The 13,965-nt window shown below is 69.9% G+C and carries 14 protein-coding genes; 8 read left to right on the top strand and 6 right to left on the bottom strand.

Features of this window, described 5'->3' with window-relative positions:
* Positions 1-142 precede the first annotated feature (142 nt).
* Positions 143-706, top strand: a complete 564-nt coding sequence (locus QRN44_RS06760) for a manganese efflux pump MntP (protein ID WP_064295892.1) — start codon at positions 143-145, stop codon at positions 704-706.
* Between the two features lie 7 nt (positions 707-713).
* On the opposite strand, the gene QRN44_RS06755 is transcribed toward QRN44_RS06760, so the two are convergent.
* From QRN44_RS06755 to QRN44_RS06745, 3 genes are all read right to left on the bottom strand, one after another.
* On the bottom strand, positions 714-2,156 hold the full coding sequence (locus QRN44_RS06755; protein WP_285038653.1) for a sugar porter family MFS transporter: 1,443 nt from the start codon (positions 2,154-2,156) through the stop codon (positions 714-716).
* A 64-nt stretch (positions 2,157-2,220) separates the two neighbouring features.
* On the bottom strand, positions 2,221-2,898 hold the full coding sequence (locus QRN44_RS06750) for a response regulator (RefSeq protein WP_285038652.1): 678 nt from the start codon (positions 2,896-2,898) through the stop codon (positions 2,221-2,223).
* Positions 2,895-4,130 carry a sensor histidine kinase gene (locus QRN44_RS06745; RefSeq protein WP_285038651.1) on the bottom strand — a complete coding sequence of 412 codons (1,236 nt, stop codon included), beginning with the start codon at positions 4,128-4,130 and terminating at the stop codon, positions 2,895-2,897. Before QRN44_RS06745 ends, QRN44_RS06750 begins: the two co-directional genes overlap by 4 nt.
* A 165-nt stretch (positions 4,131-4,295) precedes the next feature.
* Between QRN44_RS06745 and QRN44_RS06740 the strand changes: the two genes are divergently transcribed.
* Positions 4,296-5,003 carry an ABC transporter ATP-binding protein gene (locus QRN44_RS06740; protein WP_056779793.1) on the top strand — a complete coding sequence of 236 codons (708 nt, stop codon included), beginning with the start codon at positions 4,296-4,298 and terminating at the stop codon, positions 5,001-5,003.
* Complete coding sequence (locus tag QRN44_RS06735; RefSeq protein ID WP_121289177.1) at positions 5,000-6,310, top strand: ABC transporter permease; 1,311 nt, start codon at positions 5,000-5,002, stop codon at positions 6,308-6,310. Before QRN44_RS06740 ends, QRN44_RS06735 begins: the two co-directional genes overlap by 4 nt.
* A 178-nt stretch (positions 6,311-6,488) precedes the next feature.
* Here the strand turns inward: QRN44_RS06735 and QRN44_RS06730 are convergent, their stop codons facing one another.
* On the bottom strand, positions 6,489-7,769 hold the full coding sequence (locus QRN44_RS06730) for an FAD-dependent oxidoreductase (protein ID WP_285038650.1): 1,281 nt from the start codon (positions 7,767-7,769) through the stop codon (positions 6,489-6,491).
* Between the two features lie 58 nt (positions 7,770-7,827).
* Between QRN44_RS06730 and QRN44_RS06725 the strand changes: the two genes are divergently transcribed.
* The 3 genes from QRN44_RS06725 to QRN44_RS06715 all read left to right on the top strand — a co-directional run bounded on the left by QRN44_RS06725 (position 7,828) and on the right by QRN44_RS06715 (position 10,908).
* Complete coding sequence (locus tag QRN44_RS06725; protein ID WP_285038649.1) at positions 7,828-8,424, top strand: hypothetical protein; 597 nt, start codon at positions 7,828-7,830, stop codon at positions 8,422-8,424.
* Positions 8,425-8,830: 406 nt separating this feature from the next.
* A complete protein-coding gene (locus tag QRN44_RS06720; RefSeq protein ID WP_285038648.1) occupies positions 8,831-10,102 on the top strand; it encodes an HNH endonuclease signature motif containing protein in 1,272 nt (423 codons plus the stop codon).
* 350 nt (positions 10,103-10,452) lie between these two features.
* Positions 10,453-10,908 (top strand): BLUF domain-containing protein, encoded by a 456-nt coding sequence (locus tag QRN44_RS06715; protein ID WP_285038647.1) that lies wholly within the window; start codon positions 10,453-10,455, stop codon positions 10,906-10,908.
* Between the two features lie 31 nt (positions 10,909-10,939).
* Here the strand turns inward: QRN44_RS06715 and QRN44_RS06710 are convergent, their stop codons facing one another.
* Positions 10,940-11,653, bottom strand: coding sequence for an HAD family hydrolase (locus tag QRN44_RS06710; RefSeq protein ID WP_285038646.1), 714 nt, complete (start codon positions 11,651-11,653; stop codon positions 10,940-10,942).
* Between the two features lie 81 nt (positions 11,654-11,734).
* Complete coding sequence (locus QRN44_RS06705) at positions 11,735-12,292, bottom strand: hypothetical protein (RefSeq protein ID WP_285038645.1); 558 nt, start codon at positions 12,290-12,292, stop codon at positions 11,735-11,737.
* Positions 12,293-12,391: 99 nt separating this feature from the next.
* On the opposite strand from QRN44_RS06705, the gene QRN44_RS06700 reads away from it, so the two are divergent.
* The gene (locus tag QRN44_RS06700) at positions 12,392-13,141 is read left to right on the top strand and encodes an ABC transporter ATP-binding protein (RefSeq protein WP_285038644.1); all 750 of its coding nucleotides are present in this window, start codon (positions 12,392-12,394) and stop codon (positions 13,139-13,141) included.
* Entirely contained in the window at positions 13,141-13,965 is an 825-nt protein-coding gene (locus QRN44_RS06695; RefSeq protein ID WP_285038643.1) for a hypothetical protein, read from the top strand. Before QRN44_RS06700 ends, QRN44_RS06695 begins: the two co-directional genes overlap by 1 nt.

Here is a 13,965-nt window from a genome sequence, read left to right as displayed (position 1 = left end):
CGGTTAGGCGAGGCGAAACGCTGGCAATCGGGCGTCTCGGCTTGCCGCCGCCGCACCGCGCTGGCAACGTTGACGGGTCCTCGCGGCACGGCGCCCGAACGCATCTCCGCGTCCAGGACGCATCACAGGAAGACCCCGCGACATGACGTTCTGGCCGCTGCTCCTCATCGCGCTCGGCGTCTCCGCCGACGCCTTCGCCGTAGCCCTCACCAAGGGCCTGCACATGCGGCGGTTCAACGTGCGTCACGCCCTCGTGATCGCCGGCACCTTCGGTCTGTTTCAAGCGGTCATGCCGCTCATCGGCTGGTTCCTCGGCACGCAGTTCGCGCGGTACATCACCGAGGTCGACCACTGGGTCGCCTTCGGCCTGCTCGCCCTCGTCGGCGGCAAGATGCTCTGGGAGGCGTTCTCGAGCCACGAGGACACCGAGGTCGACTCCGACCGCATCGACGTCCGGCGGCTCCTCATCCTCGCGCTCGCCACGAGTATCGACGCGCTCGCCATCGGCATCACGCTCGCGTTCCTGCCCGGCTCGATCCTCGAAGCCGTCGTCCTCATCGGACTGACGACGTTCGTGCTCGCTTTCCTGGGCGTCTTCATCGGCCGTCGCGTCGGTCAGCGCTTCGGCAAGCCGGCGGAGATCGCCGGTGGTGTCATCCTGATCCTCATCGGCACCAAGATCCTCATCGACCACCTCGCGGGTTAGTCAGAGGTCACCGCTTCCGGGTGAAGATCGCGCCGGTCGACACGTCCTCACCGAGCGCCTCGAGGCTCCGCCCACGCGTCTCGGGCACCTGGGTGGCGACGAACAGGAGAGCGAGCGCGCCGACACCCGCGAAGACGAAGAAGGTCCCGGTGATGCCGAGGCCGTCGACGAGCGACGGGAAGTACAGCGCCAGGAACCCGTTGGCGACCCAGAGCATGAAGATCGAGACGCCCATGCCGAGACCGCGCATCCGGAGCGGGAAGACCTCGGCGAGGTAGACCCAGACCGCCACGTTGAGGAACGTCTGCATGGAGCCGACGAACACGACCACGAGGAACAGGATGACCCATGGACGCATCGGGTCGCCCGGCTCGAGCACCATCGACGAGAAGCCGATGAGCAGATGGCACGCGGTCGTGAGTGAGAAGCCGATGACGAACGTCTTCCGTCGATCGAGACGGTCCATGTAGGTGAGGGCGATGAAGCCGCCGACGACGGCGATGATGCCGGGCGCGATGTTGGCGATGAGCGCGGCGCTCTCGTCGAAACCCGACTCCACGAGCACGGTCTGCCCGTAGTACATGATCGAGTTGATCCCGGTGAGCTGCTGGGCGATCCCGACGCCGACACCGACGAGCAGGATGCGCACGAGCCACGGGTTGCGGAGGACGGCCCCGAGCCCGATCCGGTGTTCGTCGCGCTGCGCGGTGATGGACGCCTCCACCTCCGCGAGTTCGGCGACGGCGCGGTCGTCGGGGCGGACGGTCCGCAGGACGTCCAGCGCGTCCTCGCGGCGACCGTGGTCGACGAGCCAGCGTGGTGACTCGGGCATCCGCAGCATGCCGACGAACAGGGCGACCGCGGGCAGGGCGCAGACGGCGAACATGATGCGCCACACGCTCGTGTGCTCGCTGAACACGTTGCCGATGACGGCGTTGATCACGAACGCCGACAGCTGTCCGAGGACGATCGCGACCTCGTTCCGGCCGGTGATCGATCCTCGGATCTCGTACGGAGCGAGCTCCGCCAGGTAGACCGGGACGACGGCGGAGGCACCGCCGACGGCCAGTCCGAGGAGCACGCGACCGGCGACGAGCAACTCGACGTTCGGCGAGCAGACGACCACGAGCGTCCCGACGAAGAAGAGCACCGCCAGCACGATGATGCTCCGCCGCCGGCCCCACGCGTCCGACACCCGGCCGCCGAGCAGCGCACCGACGGCGGCCGCGAAGACGAGCGAGCTCGTGACGATGCCCTCCGTGAACGGGGTGAGCCCGAGCTCGGCGGTCATCGGACGCAGCGCCCCGTTGATCACGCCGGTGTCGTAGCCGAAGAGCAACCCGCCGAAACAGGCGACGATCGAGATCAGGCCGAGGTGGCGGCGGTGCGGCCCGGGCGTGAGGGCAGGCAGCGCGCTCGCAGTCTGTCGGGCTGTGGGTGATCCGGCCATCGCACTTCCTCGTCTGCTGGGCCCGCGAGCCGGACGGCGTCGTGGACAGGACGACAGTACCGGTTCAGTCGTCGGCACCCGGCCGCAGCAGGCCGCTCTCGTACGCGAGGATGACGAGCTGGGCGCGGTCATGAGCGGCGACCTTGGTCATGATGCGGTTCACGTGGGTCTTCGAGGTGTGCGGTGAGATGACGAGGTCGTCGGCGATCTGCTGGTTCGACCGTCCGCGGGCCACGAGGAGCAGCACCTCGAGTTCCCGCTCGGTGAGCAGCGCCAGCTCGGTGGGGACCGCGCGTGGGCTCGTCGGTTGACCCGCAGTGACGACGTACTTCGTGATGAGACTCCGGGTCGCCGCGGGGGACAGGAGAGCGTCGCCGGCGTGCACCGCGCGTACGGCGCGGACGATCTCCTCGGGCTCCGAGCCCTTGCCGATGAAGCCGCTCGCGCCGGCTCGCAGGGTGGCGACGAGGTTCTCGTCCTCCTCGAACGTGGTGAGGATGAGGACCCGCGTGTCCGAGAGGTCGGGGTCGGCGCAGATCGCCGAGGTCGCGCCGATGCCGTCGAGCACAGGCATGCGGATGTCCATGAGCACGACGTCCGGTCGCAACTGGCGGGCGAGCGACACCGCCTGCGCGCCGTCGACGGCTTCGCCCACCACCTCGAGGTCGGCCTCGGACGAGAGGATGTCGGCGACGGCCTGGCGGATGAGCGACTGGTCGTCGACGACGAGCACGGTGGTCATGTGGGGGACTCCTCGGGGTGCGTCGGGTGTGCGTGAGTCGGCTCGCCGGTCGGGAGGCTCGCGGACAGCCGCCAGCCGCCCGGAGTCGCGCCGACGTCGACGGACCCGCGGACGGCGGCGACGCGCTCGCGGATGCCGAGGAGTCCGTGTCCGGTGGCCGGCGCCGCGTCGGCCTGCTCACGCGTGGCGCCGGGTGCCGTCGGGTTGCTCACGCTGACGACAATCCTCCCGTTCTCGCCCTCCACGAGCACGTGTGCACGACGCTCATGACCGTGTTTCAGCGCGTTCGTCAGCCCCTCCTGGACGACGCGGTACGCGACCATGTCGGTGGCGGTCGACAGCTTCGGTGCGTCGGGGTCGATCCGTGTCGTGATGTCGAGGCCTGCGGCGGTGAACTCGGCGATCAATGCGTCGAGTCGGTCGAGTCCCGGCTGCGGCAGCGTTCCCCGGGAGCCCACGCCGGCGTCGTCGCTGTCGCTGCGCAGCACCTCGAGCAGATCACCGATCTCGCCGAGCACCGTCCGTGACGCCCGGCGGATCGAGACGAGCGCCTCCTTCGCCTTCTCCGGCCGCGTCTCCAGGGAGCTCGACGCCACCCCGGCGTTCAGGCTGATCACCGAGATCTGGTGGGCGACGGTGTCGTGGAGGTCCCGCGCGATCCGGAGCCGCTCCTCGGTCACCCGACGCCTCGCCTCGGCCTCACGGGTCTGTTCGGCCCGCTCCGCGCGTTCGGTGATTGCCAGGATGTACGCGCGGCGCGAGCGGGTCCCGTCTCCGGCTGCGGCGGCGAACGCGATCAGCACCGCGAACTGCACCGTCCGCGGATCGAAGCTGCCGATCGACGCGAGCAGGCTGAGGAGGGCGACGGCGACCATCGTCGCGACGGCGGTGATGAGGGTCGTCCGCCGCGCGGAGCGCACCGCCACCCCGAACATCGCGATGGCGGCCGCGATCACGACACCGGGAGCGAGGGTCCCCGTGATCGCCGCCGCACCGTAACAGGCGACGACGGCCGCGAGCACCGGGATGGGCCAGCGTCGACGGAGCGGGAGCAGGAGCGCCGGCGCGACGACCAGGGCGACGACGAGCGGGCTGCCCGGACGGAACTCCGCGTTGGGGAACGGGATGAACGCCGAGGCGATGATGAGGACCGCGGCCACCACATCGCCCACCCACGCCGGGGGTCTCGGATGCGGATCGCGCACCCGGTGATCCTGCGTCACGGAGGTCATGGGCCCAGTCTGCCGGGAACCGGCGCCCGGCGACTCCTCCGCACGTGGCATTCCGCGGTACCACGGACGCGGTACACGGGTGTCCGCCGGAGGGGGACGCGTCGGACGGGCGTCGCCGCGAGTCTGGAGTGGTGCCGGAGTACCGGCCCCAGACGAGGAGACACCATGCAGAACACCACAGCGCCGCCGATCATCTCGGTCCGGGACGTCCGGCGTTCCTACGGTCGCGGTCAGAACCGGTTCGACGCGCTGAAGGGGGTGAGCTTCGACATCCACGCCGGCGAGAGCGTGGCGATCGTCGGGAAGAGCGGCTCCGGCAAGTCCACGCTCATGCACGTGCTCGCGCTGCTCGACGCACCGAGTTCCGGCACCGTCGAGCTCGAAGGGGTCGACACGAGCACCCTCCGCGGTCGCCGCCTCAACACGACCAGGAACAAGACCTTCGGGTTCGTGTTCCAGCAGTTCTTCCTCACCGCCAACGCGACGGTGCTCGAGAACGTCCTGCTCCCCATGAAGATCGCCGGCGTCCGCCGCGGTGACCGACGTCGCCGGGCGCTCGCCGCACTCGCGCAGCTCCAGCTCGAGGACAAGGCGCGCAACCGCGCGGTGAACCTCTCCGGCGGGCAGAAGCAGCGGACGGTGATCGCCCGCGCGCTCGTCAACAACCCGCGGATCATCTTCGCCGACGAGCCGACCGGCAACCTCGACACGGCGACCGGCGCCGTCGTGGAGGACATCCTGTTCTCCCTCAACCGGGAGAGCGGCATCACCCTCATCGTCGTCACGCACGACGAGGAGCTGGCGGCACGCTGTGATCGGCGGATCCTCATCCGAGACGGACTGCTCGTCGAGGACGAGGCGGTGGCCGCATGAGAACCGTCGACCTCATCGGGACCGCCGTCGCGAACACGTTCCGGTCCAAGACCCGGACCATCCTGACCATCCTGGCGATCTTCGTCGGAGCGTTCACCCTCACCCTCACGAACGGGCTCGGCACCGGCATCAACGCCTACATCGACGACACGGTGTCGAGCGTCGGCGCGTCCGACACGATGACCGTCACCAAGACGGCCGACACCGGCGGCGGGCTGGGTGGGGCCACGAGCGGGCCGAAGGAGTACGATCCGGACGCGGTCGCCTCCACCGGTGCCGGTGCGCCGGGATCGACCGTCGTCGCCCTCACGCCGACCGATCTCGACGAGCTCGGCGGGATCGACGGCGTCCTGGACGTGCAGGCCGTGAAGTCGATCTCGACCGACTACATCGAGTCGGGCGGCGGCACGAAGTACGTCGTCGGTGTCGGCGGCCTCATCTCCGGGCAGAGCGTCACACTGCTGGACGGTGCACAGCCCGACGACGACACCGACACGCTCCAGCTCGTGCTCCCCACCTCCTATGTGGAACCGCTCGGCTTCGGAAGCGACGCCGACGCGGTCGGGCAGACGGTCACGGTCGCCATCACGGATGCGCAGCGCACGCAGCACACCGTGGACGCGACGGTCGTCGGAGTCGCCGAGGAGAGTCTCGCCTCGCCCACGGGCGCCTCGATCGTGCCGAATGCCGCGCTCACCGACCTCCTCTACGAGACGCAGAACATCGGCGTCCCGTCCGACCAGGTCGAGCGGTACGCGCAGGCGTCCATCCGGTTCAGCGCGGACGCCACCGACGAGCAGGTCACGGCGTTGAAGGACCGACTCGCCGACGCGGGCTACACCGGCACGACCGTCGCGGACCAGCTCGGCACCATCAAGACGGTGATCGACGGGATCGTCCTCGTCCTCAACGCCTTCGCGATCATCGCCCTCCTCGCGGCCAGTTTCGGGATCGTGAACACCCTGCTCATGTCCGTGCAGGAGCGCACCCGCGAAATCGGGCTGATGAAGGCCATGGGGATGGGTAGCGGGAAGGTCTTCGGGTTGTTCAGCCTCGAGGCCGCGTTCATCGGTTTCCTCGGCAGTGCGATCGGCGTCGGTATCGCGGTGCTGGCCGGCACCGGCATCAGTGCCGCGCTGTCCGGATCGCTCCTCGCCGACCTGCCGGGCCTCGACCTCATCGCGTTCGACCCGGTGTCGCTCGGGATCATCGTCCTGGTCGTCATGGTGATCGCGTTCCTCGCCGGGACCCTGCCCGCCGCCCGTGCCGCCAAGGCCGATCCGGTGGAGTCGCTCCGCTACGAGTGAGATCCGGCGGAGGGTCCGTGGTGACGGCTGTGGGGCGTGGCGGAAGCGGCGCCCCACAGCCGCGCCGGCGCCAGGTTGAGGAGCAGCACCGGCGCAGACGCTCAGGTCACGTCTGCAGCGTCCACGTTACGACCAGCGGAGGCTCACCACCCGACCTTGAGGACCCGCGCCCGCTGCCCTATCCTCTCCGTTCCGGCGTGGTGACGTGCTCTGCTCGGAGCCCGATGCCGATGAACCTCGCCGCGAGCGGCCGGACGACCGGGCTGGCGAGCCGCATGAGGCGGATCACCCACTGCGGTGCGATTCGGTCGCCCGTGGTCGTGCGGGAGATCACCCGGTGTCCTGCCCGCTGGATGCGCTGCATGATCCTGACCGGCTGCTCGCGTCGACGTTGGACGGCAGCGAGGACCCCGGACGGTGCGTCCCCAGCGGCGAGGTGGCCGGCGATCGCATTGGACAGGGCGACCGCATCCTGGATCGCGTAGTTGACCCCGACACCGAACATCGGTGACATCGCGTGCGCTGCGTCGCCGATGGCGATGAAGCCCGGGCGGTACCAGCGGTCGAGGCGGTTGAGCTGGACCGAGAGGAGCTTGACCTGGTCCCAGTCGGTCAAGGTGTCGACCACCGGACGCAGGACCGGCGCGGCATCGACGATCCGACGGCGGAGCGCCGACAGGCCCTCGGCTCGGGACAGCTCCGCGCCGCCCTTCCGGATGACCATGCCGGACTGGTACTGGTCGCCCCGGTCGATCGTGAGGACCATGCCGCGCGGCGAGAGGTAGGCGAGGGTCGGCGGCGGCGGGTCGGCGGGCTTCGGCAGGCTGAACCACAGGACGTCGATCGGGACGCCGCTCTCGTCGGGGATGAGTCCGGCCGCGTCGCGGAGTGCAGAGGTGCGTCCGTCCGCCGCGACCGTGAGGGTGGCTCGGATCTCGACGTCGGTGGAGGTGCTGGTCGCCGGGTCGTCGGCGGTCGTCGTGGTCGCGCGCAGGCCGCGGACCCGGCCCCGCTCCACGATGAGGCCGGTCGCCTCGGTGCGGAGACGGAGCTCGAAGTCCGGCAGCGCGGCGGCCTCCTCGGCGAGGAAGTTCAAGAAGTCCCACTGCGGCGCGAGGACGAGGAAGCGGTCGGGCGCCGGCAGGGTGCGGAAGTCGACCATCGTCATCCGCAGGCCGTCGATCACGGCATCCATCGTCTGCAACCGGTTGAGCGGCAGCCGCAGGAACCGCTCGCGCAGGCCGAGCTCGCCGAGCAACGTGATGGTCGAGGGGTGGATCGTGTCGCCGCGGAAGTCTCGGAAGAAGTCGGCGTGTTTCTCGAGCACGGTCACGCGGAGGCCGGCCCGGGCGAGGAGGTAGCCGAGCACCATGCCGGCCGGGCCGCCACCCGCGATGACGCAGTCGCGGTCGGGGGTGTGGTCGCCGTGATCGCTGTCGGTGCGGGTCGTCGGTTTCATCGCGCTGCTCCCGTCGGTCTCTTCCGGACACTACTCCGGAACCAATATCGTCGACATCATGCGTCTGTTGCAGCGGGTGGGAGTGCCGCTTCTCGTGTCCGGAACGATCGTGCTCGCGCTGTCGGCGTGCTCTGGTGGGAGTGGGCCCGGTGGTGACTCCGCCGGTAGTGCATCGCCCGCTGCGACGGTGCCGGCGGAGACGTCGAGCGGGGGCTCGGGAGACGGATCGCCCCTGCAGGTCGACTGCGCGGCGGTGCAGGCGGCCGTCGCGCCGTACATCGAGGGACTCGTCGCGCGGGAGGACAACGGGGCGGACGAGTACGGGACCCTCTGCGGCTGGGAGGCGCCGGAAGGGACGATCGACGCGGCGGACATCCGGTCGGTGGAGGTCGTCGTCTCGCCGGAACCGAGTGAGGCGCTGTCGGCCGATGAGCTCGCCTCCGCTGGGCTCACGCCGATCCCGGATGCGACCATCGAGGCTGCCGGCGGAATCGCGTACAGCGCGACGGTCGAGACCGGAGTCGCCGCGGTGATCGTCACCACGGTGGTGCTGCCGGACACCGAGGTGTCCGTCACCGGCGGGCAGTGGGCGGGTCATCCGTCGCTCGACGGGCCTGCCGCGGTCGAGGTCGTGAAGGCGCTCATGGGTCGGTGAGCGGACTGGGAGCATGTCGCCTTTCGGCACGCTCGGCGACCGAGACCGTTCCCTGAGCACCCCCGGTCCGCGAGCAACCCTCGCCGGTCCACGCGCGACCCTTCCCCGGTCCACGCGCGACCCTTCCCCGTTCCACGAGCGACCCTTCCCCGGTCCCTGAGCTTGTCGAAGGGCGCACGTAGGCACTTCGACAAGCTCAGTGACGGGAGGAGGTCCACCCGAATCCCCTCCGCTCCTTGAGCAACCCTTTCCCGGTCCCTGAGCCTGTCGAAGGGCGCACGGAGAACCCGGCGAATCCGGCATGCCTCTCCCGGTCCCTGAGCCTGTCGAAGGGCACACGAGGAGACTTACACAACCGGCTCGACTCAGCATCTGGAATGTCAGTGGTCCATGGTGGACTTGTCCCATGACCGAGACCACCATCACCGCGATCCGCGCGAGCGACGAGCACGCCGCACGCCTCGCGGAGTTCTCGGACCAGTACGCGGAGATCCAGCGTCGGCGTGCTGCTCTGGACGCCGAGGAGGCCCGGCTCCTCGCCCGTTCCGCCGCCTACGCGGACGCCTTCGCCGACGCCACGGTTCCGGCGATCTTCCCGCCGGCGGAACGGCAGGCGCTCTCGCGCCGCTCCACCTGCGCGGCCCTCGCGATGGCGACCCGCACGCCCGAGCGGACCGTGCAGCGTGCGAGCAACGACGCGGAACGCCTCGTGAACGAAGCGCCGGCCGTGCTCGCCTCGCTCGAAGCCGGTCGTATTTCGGCGCGGCATGCGCAGACGATCATCGACCAACTCAATGACGTCCCGACCGCAGGGCGAGTGGTGTTCCTCGCTGAGGTGCTGCCGGTTGCGGAAGAGTCGACCAACGCGTACCTCCGGAAGCGCGCCCGAGTCCTGCGCGAGCGCCTCCACCCGGAATCGATCACCGCCCGAGCCGTCCGCTCCGAGGCGGACCGCCGGGTGGAATTCGAGCCCGCCGCCGACGGCATGGCGTGGGTGCATCTCTTCACGACCGCACCGATCGCGCAAGGCATCATCGAGCGGGTCGAGACGGCAGCGGCGGAATCGCGCAAGGCCGGCGACACCCGCACCTGCGGACAACTCCAGGCCGACGCGCTCGCGGCCCTCGCCCTCACCGGTGTGACACCCGACGATGTCATGTCCAGCGCGGTCCTCCCGCACCCGATCGAGGTGCAGGAGCACATCAAGCCGACCGTGCAGATCACCGTGCCGGCACTGAGCATGGCCGGTGTCTCTGACGCCCCGGCCACGCTGGACGGCTACGGACCCATCGACCCTGAGACCGCAGCACGTATCGCGGTGAACGCGCCGAGCTTCACCCGGATCCTGGTCCAGCCCGAGACCGGTGCGGTCCTTTCCGTCGGCCGGAATCAGTATCGCGTTCCGGCCGATCTGCAACGCGCTGTACGCCTGCGGGACGGCACCTGTCGGGCACCGGGCTGCGGGAGACGTGCCCGGGCTTGCGACCTCGACCATTCCGTCGCCTGGGAGGACGGCGGGACGACGGATGTCGGGAACCTCGCCTGTCTCTGTCGACATCACCATCGGATGAAGCACCTTCCGGGATGGAATCTCGACCATGGTCCCGGTGGGGTGCTCGAGTGGACGACACCCGACGGGAAGCATCACCGGACCGAACCGGACCCCGCCCCGTTCTGACCGCTCTCGGTCCCTGAGCTGCACCGCACTTCGACAGGCTCAGTGACCGGAAGAGGTGTGCCCGGAACCGTGGCGCGCGCGTGGGCACTTCGACAGGCTCAGTGACCGGAAGAGGTGTGCCCGGAACCGTGGCGCGCGCGTGGGCACTTCGACAGGCTCAGTGACCGGGAGAGCTGTGCCCGGAACCGTGGGGCGCGCGTGGGCACTTCGACAGGCTCAGTTACTGGACGAGGTGCGCCCGGATGGACCCGGTCCCTGAGCCTGTCGAAGGGCAGTCGGGTTGCACACGCTCCGTGGACGGGGAGCCGCTTCCGGGACCACCTCCGCACCCCGCCGGGTAGGCTCCAAAGGTGGGCACCGACGAAGACCAGATGCTGTCACTCGTATACGCGAGCACGGCGACACAGCCGTTCAGCGACGACGACCTCACCGCCCTGCTCGCCACCTGCCGCGAGAACAACGCCCGCGCACAGCTCACCGGCATGCTCGTCCACCGCGACGGCCGGTTCCTGCAGGTCCTCGAAGGACCGGAGCCCGCCGTTCGCGAGCTCATGGAGACCCTCGCCGCCGATCCCCGCCACACCGGCATCCGCGTGATGTTCGAGGAGCCCATCCGCGAACGCCAGTTCGCCGCCTGGACGATGGGCTTCGAACGCGCCGACACCGCCACCGGCAACGATTCGGAGACCGAGCTCGACGGCTACCGCGACACCTTCGACGACCTCGACCGCGACGACCCGACCGCCACCATGCGCGCGCTGCAGGAACTCGCCCGCTGGTTCCGCAGCCGCGCCACGCGGAGCTGAGCCGCGCTCAAGCCCGCGCTCGCACCCGCAGTCACCCTGCGAGCTTGCCGATCGGGCTGTCGTCGAGGTTCGCGAGCAGCTCCGCGACGTCGCCGTAGACCGCGACCGCACCCGCGTCCCGGAGCTCCTGCTCACCGAAGCCACCGCTGCGCACCCCGATGCACTCCACGCCGGCCCGCGCAGCCGCCTCGATGTCCCAGACGGCATCGCCGACCATGACCGCCCGCGACGCCGGCACGCCCGCACGATCGAGCGCGACCTCGACGATGTCGGGCTCCGGCTTGGCGGTCTCCACGTCACCGGACGAGGTCGCGGCGAAGATCGCGTCGTCGACGTCGAGCAGCTCCCGCAGGATCTCGAGCTCGTTCTCCGAAGCCGACGTCGCCAGCACGACTGCGATCCCGCGCCCCGCCAACGCTCCAAGCAGCTCGCGCGCACCGCCGATCACCCGCAGCCGGGAGGTGTTCTGGAGGTAGTACTCGCTGTGCAGCTCCTTCGCCCGCTCGCCGTACTGCTCGACCTCGTCGAAACCGTCCAGCAGCGATTCGAGCAGCTCGCCGCCGTCCTTGCCGATCGAGCGGTGGATGCGCCACGCGTCGACCGGTCTGCCGGCATCGGCGAACGCACGATCCCAGGCGTCGACGTGCAGGTAGTTCGAGTCGACGAGCGTCCCGTCGATGTCGAAGAGCACCGCGATGCGTTCGTCGGAGTTCTCGGGGACGGTGGTGTCAGCTGGTTCGGACATGCGTCCAGTCAATCCCGCGAGCCCGCGATTGTGAAGCGGTGGTGATTCGCCGCAGAACGTGCGAGCCCGCCGTGCCGCCCGCTACTGGAACCGACTCGTGAGGATCACCGAGCTGGTCGCGTCGTCGAGGAACACCTGCGTCACTCGGCCGTCCTGCGAGAAGGCGTCGTCGAGCGCAGACGAACGCACGAACGGTCCCGGCGGCAGCGCGTCGTCGAGTCCGGGGTCGAGGTCTGAAAGCTCCGCGCCCACGTCCGAGCCCGCCTCATCGGGTGCGAGCGCCCGCAGTTCCGCGTATCCGGCCTCGTCCAGGACGACGACCGCATCGATCCAGTACGTGCTCGGGCCCGGAACCCGCTCGTCGCCCATGGTCCCCGACATCCACGTCGCCGAGAGCGCGCTGGCGAGTTGTGGGAAGCGCTCGGTGAGCGGGCCGAGCTCGTGCCGGATCTCACCGGTGCCCGAGCGGGTCGCGGCGTCCGATGCGGATGCGGATGCGGATGCCGCCGTCGTCCGGTCCGGCGAGGGCGACGTCGCGCAGCCTGCGAGCAGACCGGCGACGACGACCGCCGTGGCCACGAGGGTCGCGCGCGGCGCGAGACGGCGACGTCGATCGTGCAGCCGAGCAGTCGTGTCCATGCCTGCAGCCTAGAGGTCTCCGACGACTGTCCGTTCGGCCAGTCGGGGACTGTGCGGCGGGCTGGGGCGCCCTGGGCCGCCCGCTACGAGGCTGAAGACATGAACGTACCAACCTCTCATCCCATCGAGGCCCGCGGGCTCCGGAAGACCTTCCACGGTCGCCCGCGCGTCGACGACGTGTCCTTCACCGTCGACCCCGGCCGGGTCGTCGGACTCCTCGGCCCCAACGGTGCCGGGAAGACCACCACCATCCGTCTGCTCCTCGGTCTGGTCCGTCCTGACGCGGGCGACGGGCTCATCCTCGGCCACCCGTACCGCCAGCTCGAGCACCCCGCTCGTTCCATCGGCGCCGTCCTCGACGCCGGCGGACTCCACCCGGCCCGCACCGGGCGGCAGCACCTCCGCATCGCCGCCGCACGGATCGGGGTCGACGCGGCCCGGATCGACGCGGTCCTCACCGAGGTGGGGATGACTCGCGACGCCGACCGTCCTGCGGCCGGGTATTCGCTCGGCATGCGTCAGCGGATCGCAATCGCCGCAGCACTCCTCGGCGAGCCTGCCGTGCTCATCCTCGACGAGCCGTCGAACGGTCTGGACCCGGCCGGTATGCAGTGGCTACGACGCCGGCTGCGCGCGTTCGCCGACGCGGGTGGGACGGTGCTGCTGTCGTCCCACCTTCTGTCCGATGTCCAGGACATCGCGGACGACGTGGTCGTCATCACCGACGGACGCGTCCTGGCCCAGTCGTCGATGGTCGACATCCTCGCCGCATCGGGCGGTGACCTCGAGGCGTACTACCTCCAGGTCACCGGAACCGCCCAGCTCACCGAGAACAGGGAGGTGCGCTGATGTTCCGCGCTGAACTCATCGGGCTCGTCACCACGACCGCGACGAAGGTCACCGCGGCGGTCGCCGTCGTGGGACTCATCGTCACGCAACTCGCCTTCGTTACCCTCATGCCCGCCCTCGCCGACGGCAACATCGGTCCTGGCCTCGATGCCCTCGGGAGCGACTTCCCCGTCCTGGACCTCGCCTCCCGCGCCGTCCAACTCGACGCGCTGAACCCCCTCGGTGCGTCGATGGGCAGCGGCTCCATCGGCGTCGCACTCCTGGCGATCACTTTGCTCGGTGTGCTCGCCGGCACGAGTGACGACCGCTACGGCGGCATCGTCGGTGCTGTCCTCGCTTCACCCAAGCGGTTCCGCATCGTCGCAGCCAAGGCGGGCGCGGTCGCACTCGCCGGCGTCGCCCTCGGTGTCGTACTCGCCCTCGTCAGTCTGGTCACGCTCGTGATCACCCTGGCGGCGACTGGAACGCCCTTCGTCCTCGGTCTCCCGGACCTCGCAGCACGGTTCGGGCTCGGTGTCCTCGCCGTCACCGCACTGTCGGTCATCGGCCTCGCGGTCGGACTCATCGTCCGCACCCAGCTCGCCGGCGTGCTGACGATGATCGCGATCCTCATCCTCGAACCGATCGTCGTCTCGTCGATCCAGTTGGTCAGCGGCGGTACTCCGCCGGTCTGGACCCAGTTCCTGCCTGTCGCCCTCGCACAGGGCGTCATCCACGGCGGAACGGACGGGCTCGGACCGTTCGTCGTCATCCTCGCCCTCGTGGCCCTCACCGCCGCCCTCACTGTGGCCGCGTCCGCTGCGCTTTCGCGCCGCGACATCTGA

Origin of the sequence: Plantibacter sp. lyk4-40-MEA-4, assembly GCF_030209415.1 — a bacterium.
GTDB lineage: Bacteria > Actinomycetota > Actinomycetes > Actinomycetales > Microbacteriaceae > Plantibacter > Plantibacter flavus_A.
This window is presented reverse-complemented; position numbering and strand designations above follow the sequence as displayed.

Excerpts from the sequence above, each read along its gene's own strand:
- QRN44_RS06760 (WP_064295892.1), top strand. The coding sequence starts at position 143 with ATGACGTTCTGGCCGCTGCTCCTCATCGCGCTCGGCGTCTCCGCCGAC.
- QRN44_RS06755 (WP_285038653.1), bottom strand. The coding sequence starts at position 2,156 with ATGGCCGGATCACCCACAGCCCGACAGACTGCGAGCGCGCTGCCTGCC.
- QRN44_RS06750 (WP_285038652.1), bottom strand. The coding sequence starts at position 2,898 with ATGACCACCGTGCTCGTCGTCGACGACCAGTCGCTCATCCGCCAGGCC.
- QRN44_RS06745 (WP_285038651.1), bottom strand. The coding sequence starts at position 4,130 with ATGACCTCCGTGACGCAGGATCACCGGGTGCGCGATCCGCATCCGAGA.
- QRN44_RS06740 (WP_056779793.1), top strand. The coding sequence starts at position 4,296 with ATGCAGAACACCACAGCGCCGCCGATCATCTCGGTCCGGGACGTCCGG.
- QRN44_RS06735 (WP_121289177.1), top strand. The coding sequence starts at position 5,000 with ATGAGAACCGTCGACCTCATCGGGACCGCCGTCGCGAACACGTTCCGG.
- QRN44_RS06730 (WP_285038650.1), bottom strand. The coding sequence starts at position 7,769 with ATGAAACCGACGACCCGCACCGACAGCGATCACGGCGACCACACCCCC.
- QRN44_RS06725 (WP_285038649.1), top strand. The coding sequence starts at position 7,828 with ATGCGTCTGTTGCAGCGGGTGGGAGTGCCGCTTCTCGTGTCCGGAACG.
- QRN44_RS06720 (WP_285038648.1), top strand. The coding sequence starts at position 8,831 with ATGACCGAGACCACCATCACCGCGATCCGCGCGAGCGACGAGCACGCC.
- QRN44_RS06710 (WP_285038646.1), bottom strand. The coding sequence starts at position 11,653 with ATGTCCGAACCAGCTGACACCACCGTCCCCGAGAACTCCGACGAACGC.
- QRN44_RS06705 (WP_285038645.1), bottom strand. The coding sequence starts at position 12,292 with ATGGACACGACTGCTCGGCTGCACGATCGACGTCGCCGTCTCGCGCCG.
- QRN44_RS06700 (WP_285038644.1), top strand. The coding sequence starts at position 12,392 with ATGAACGTACCAACCTCTCATCCCATCGAGGCCCGCGGGCTCCGGAAG.
- QRN44_RS06695 (WP_285038643.1), top strand. The coding sequence starts at position 13,141 with ATGTTCCGCGCTGAACTCATCGGGCTCGTCACCACGACCGCGACGAAG.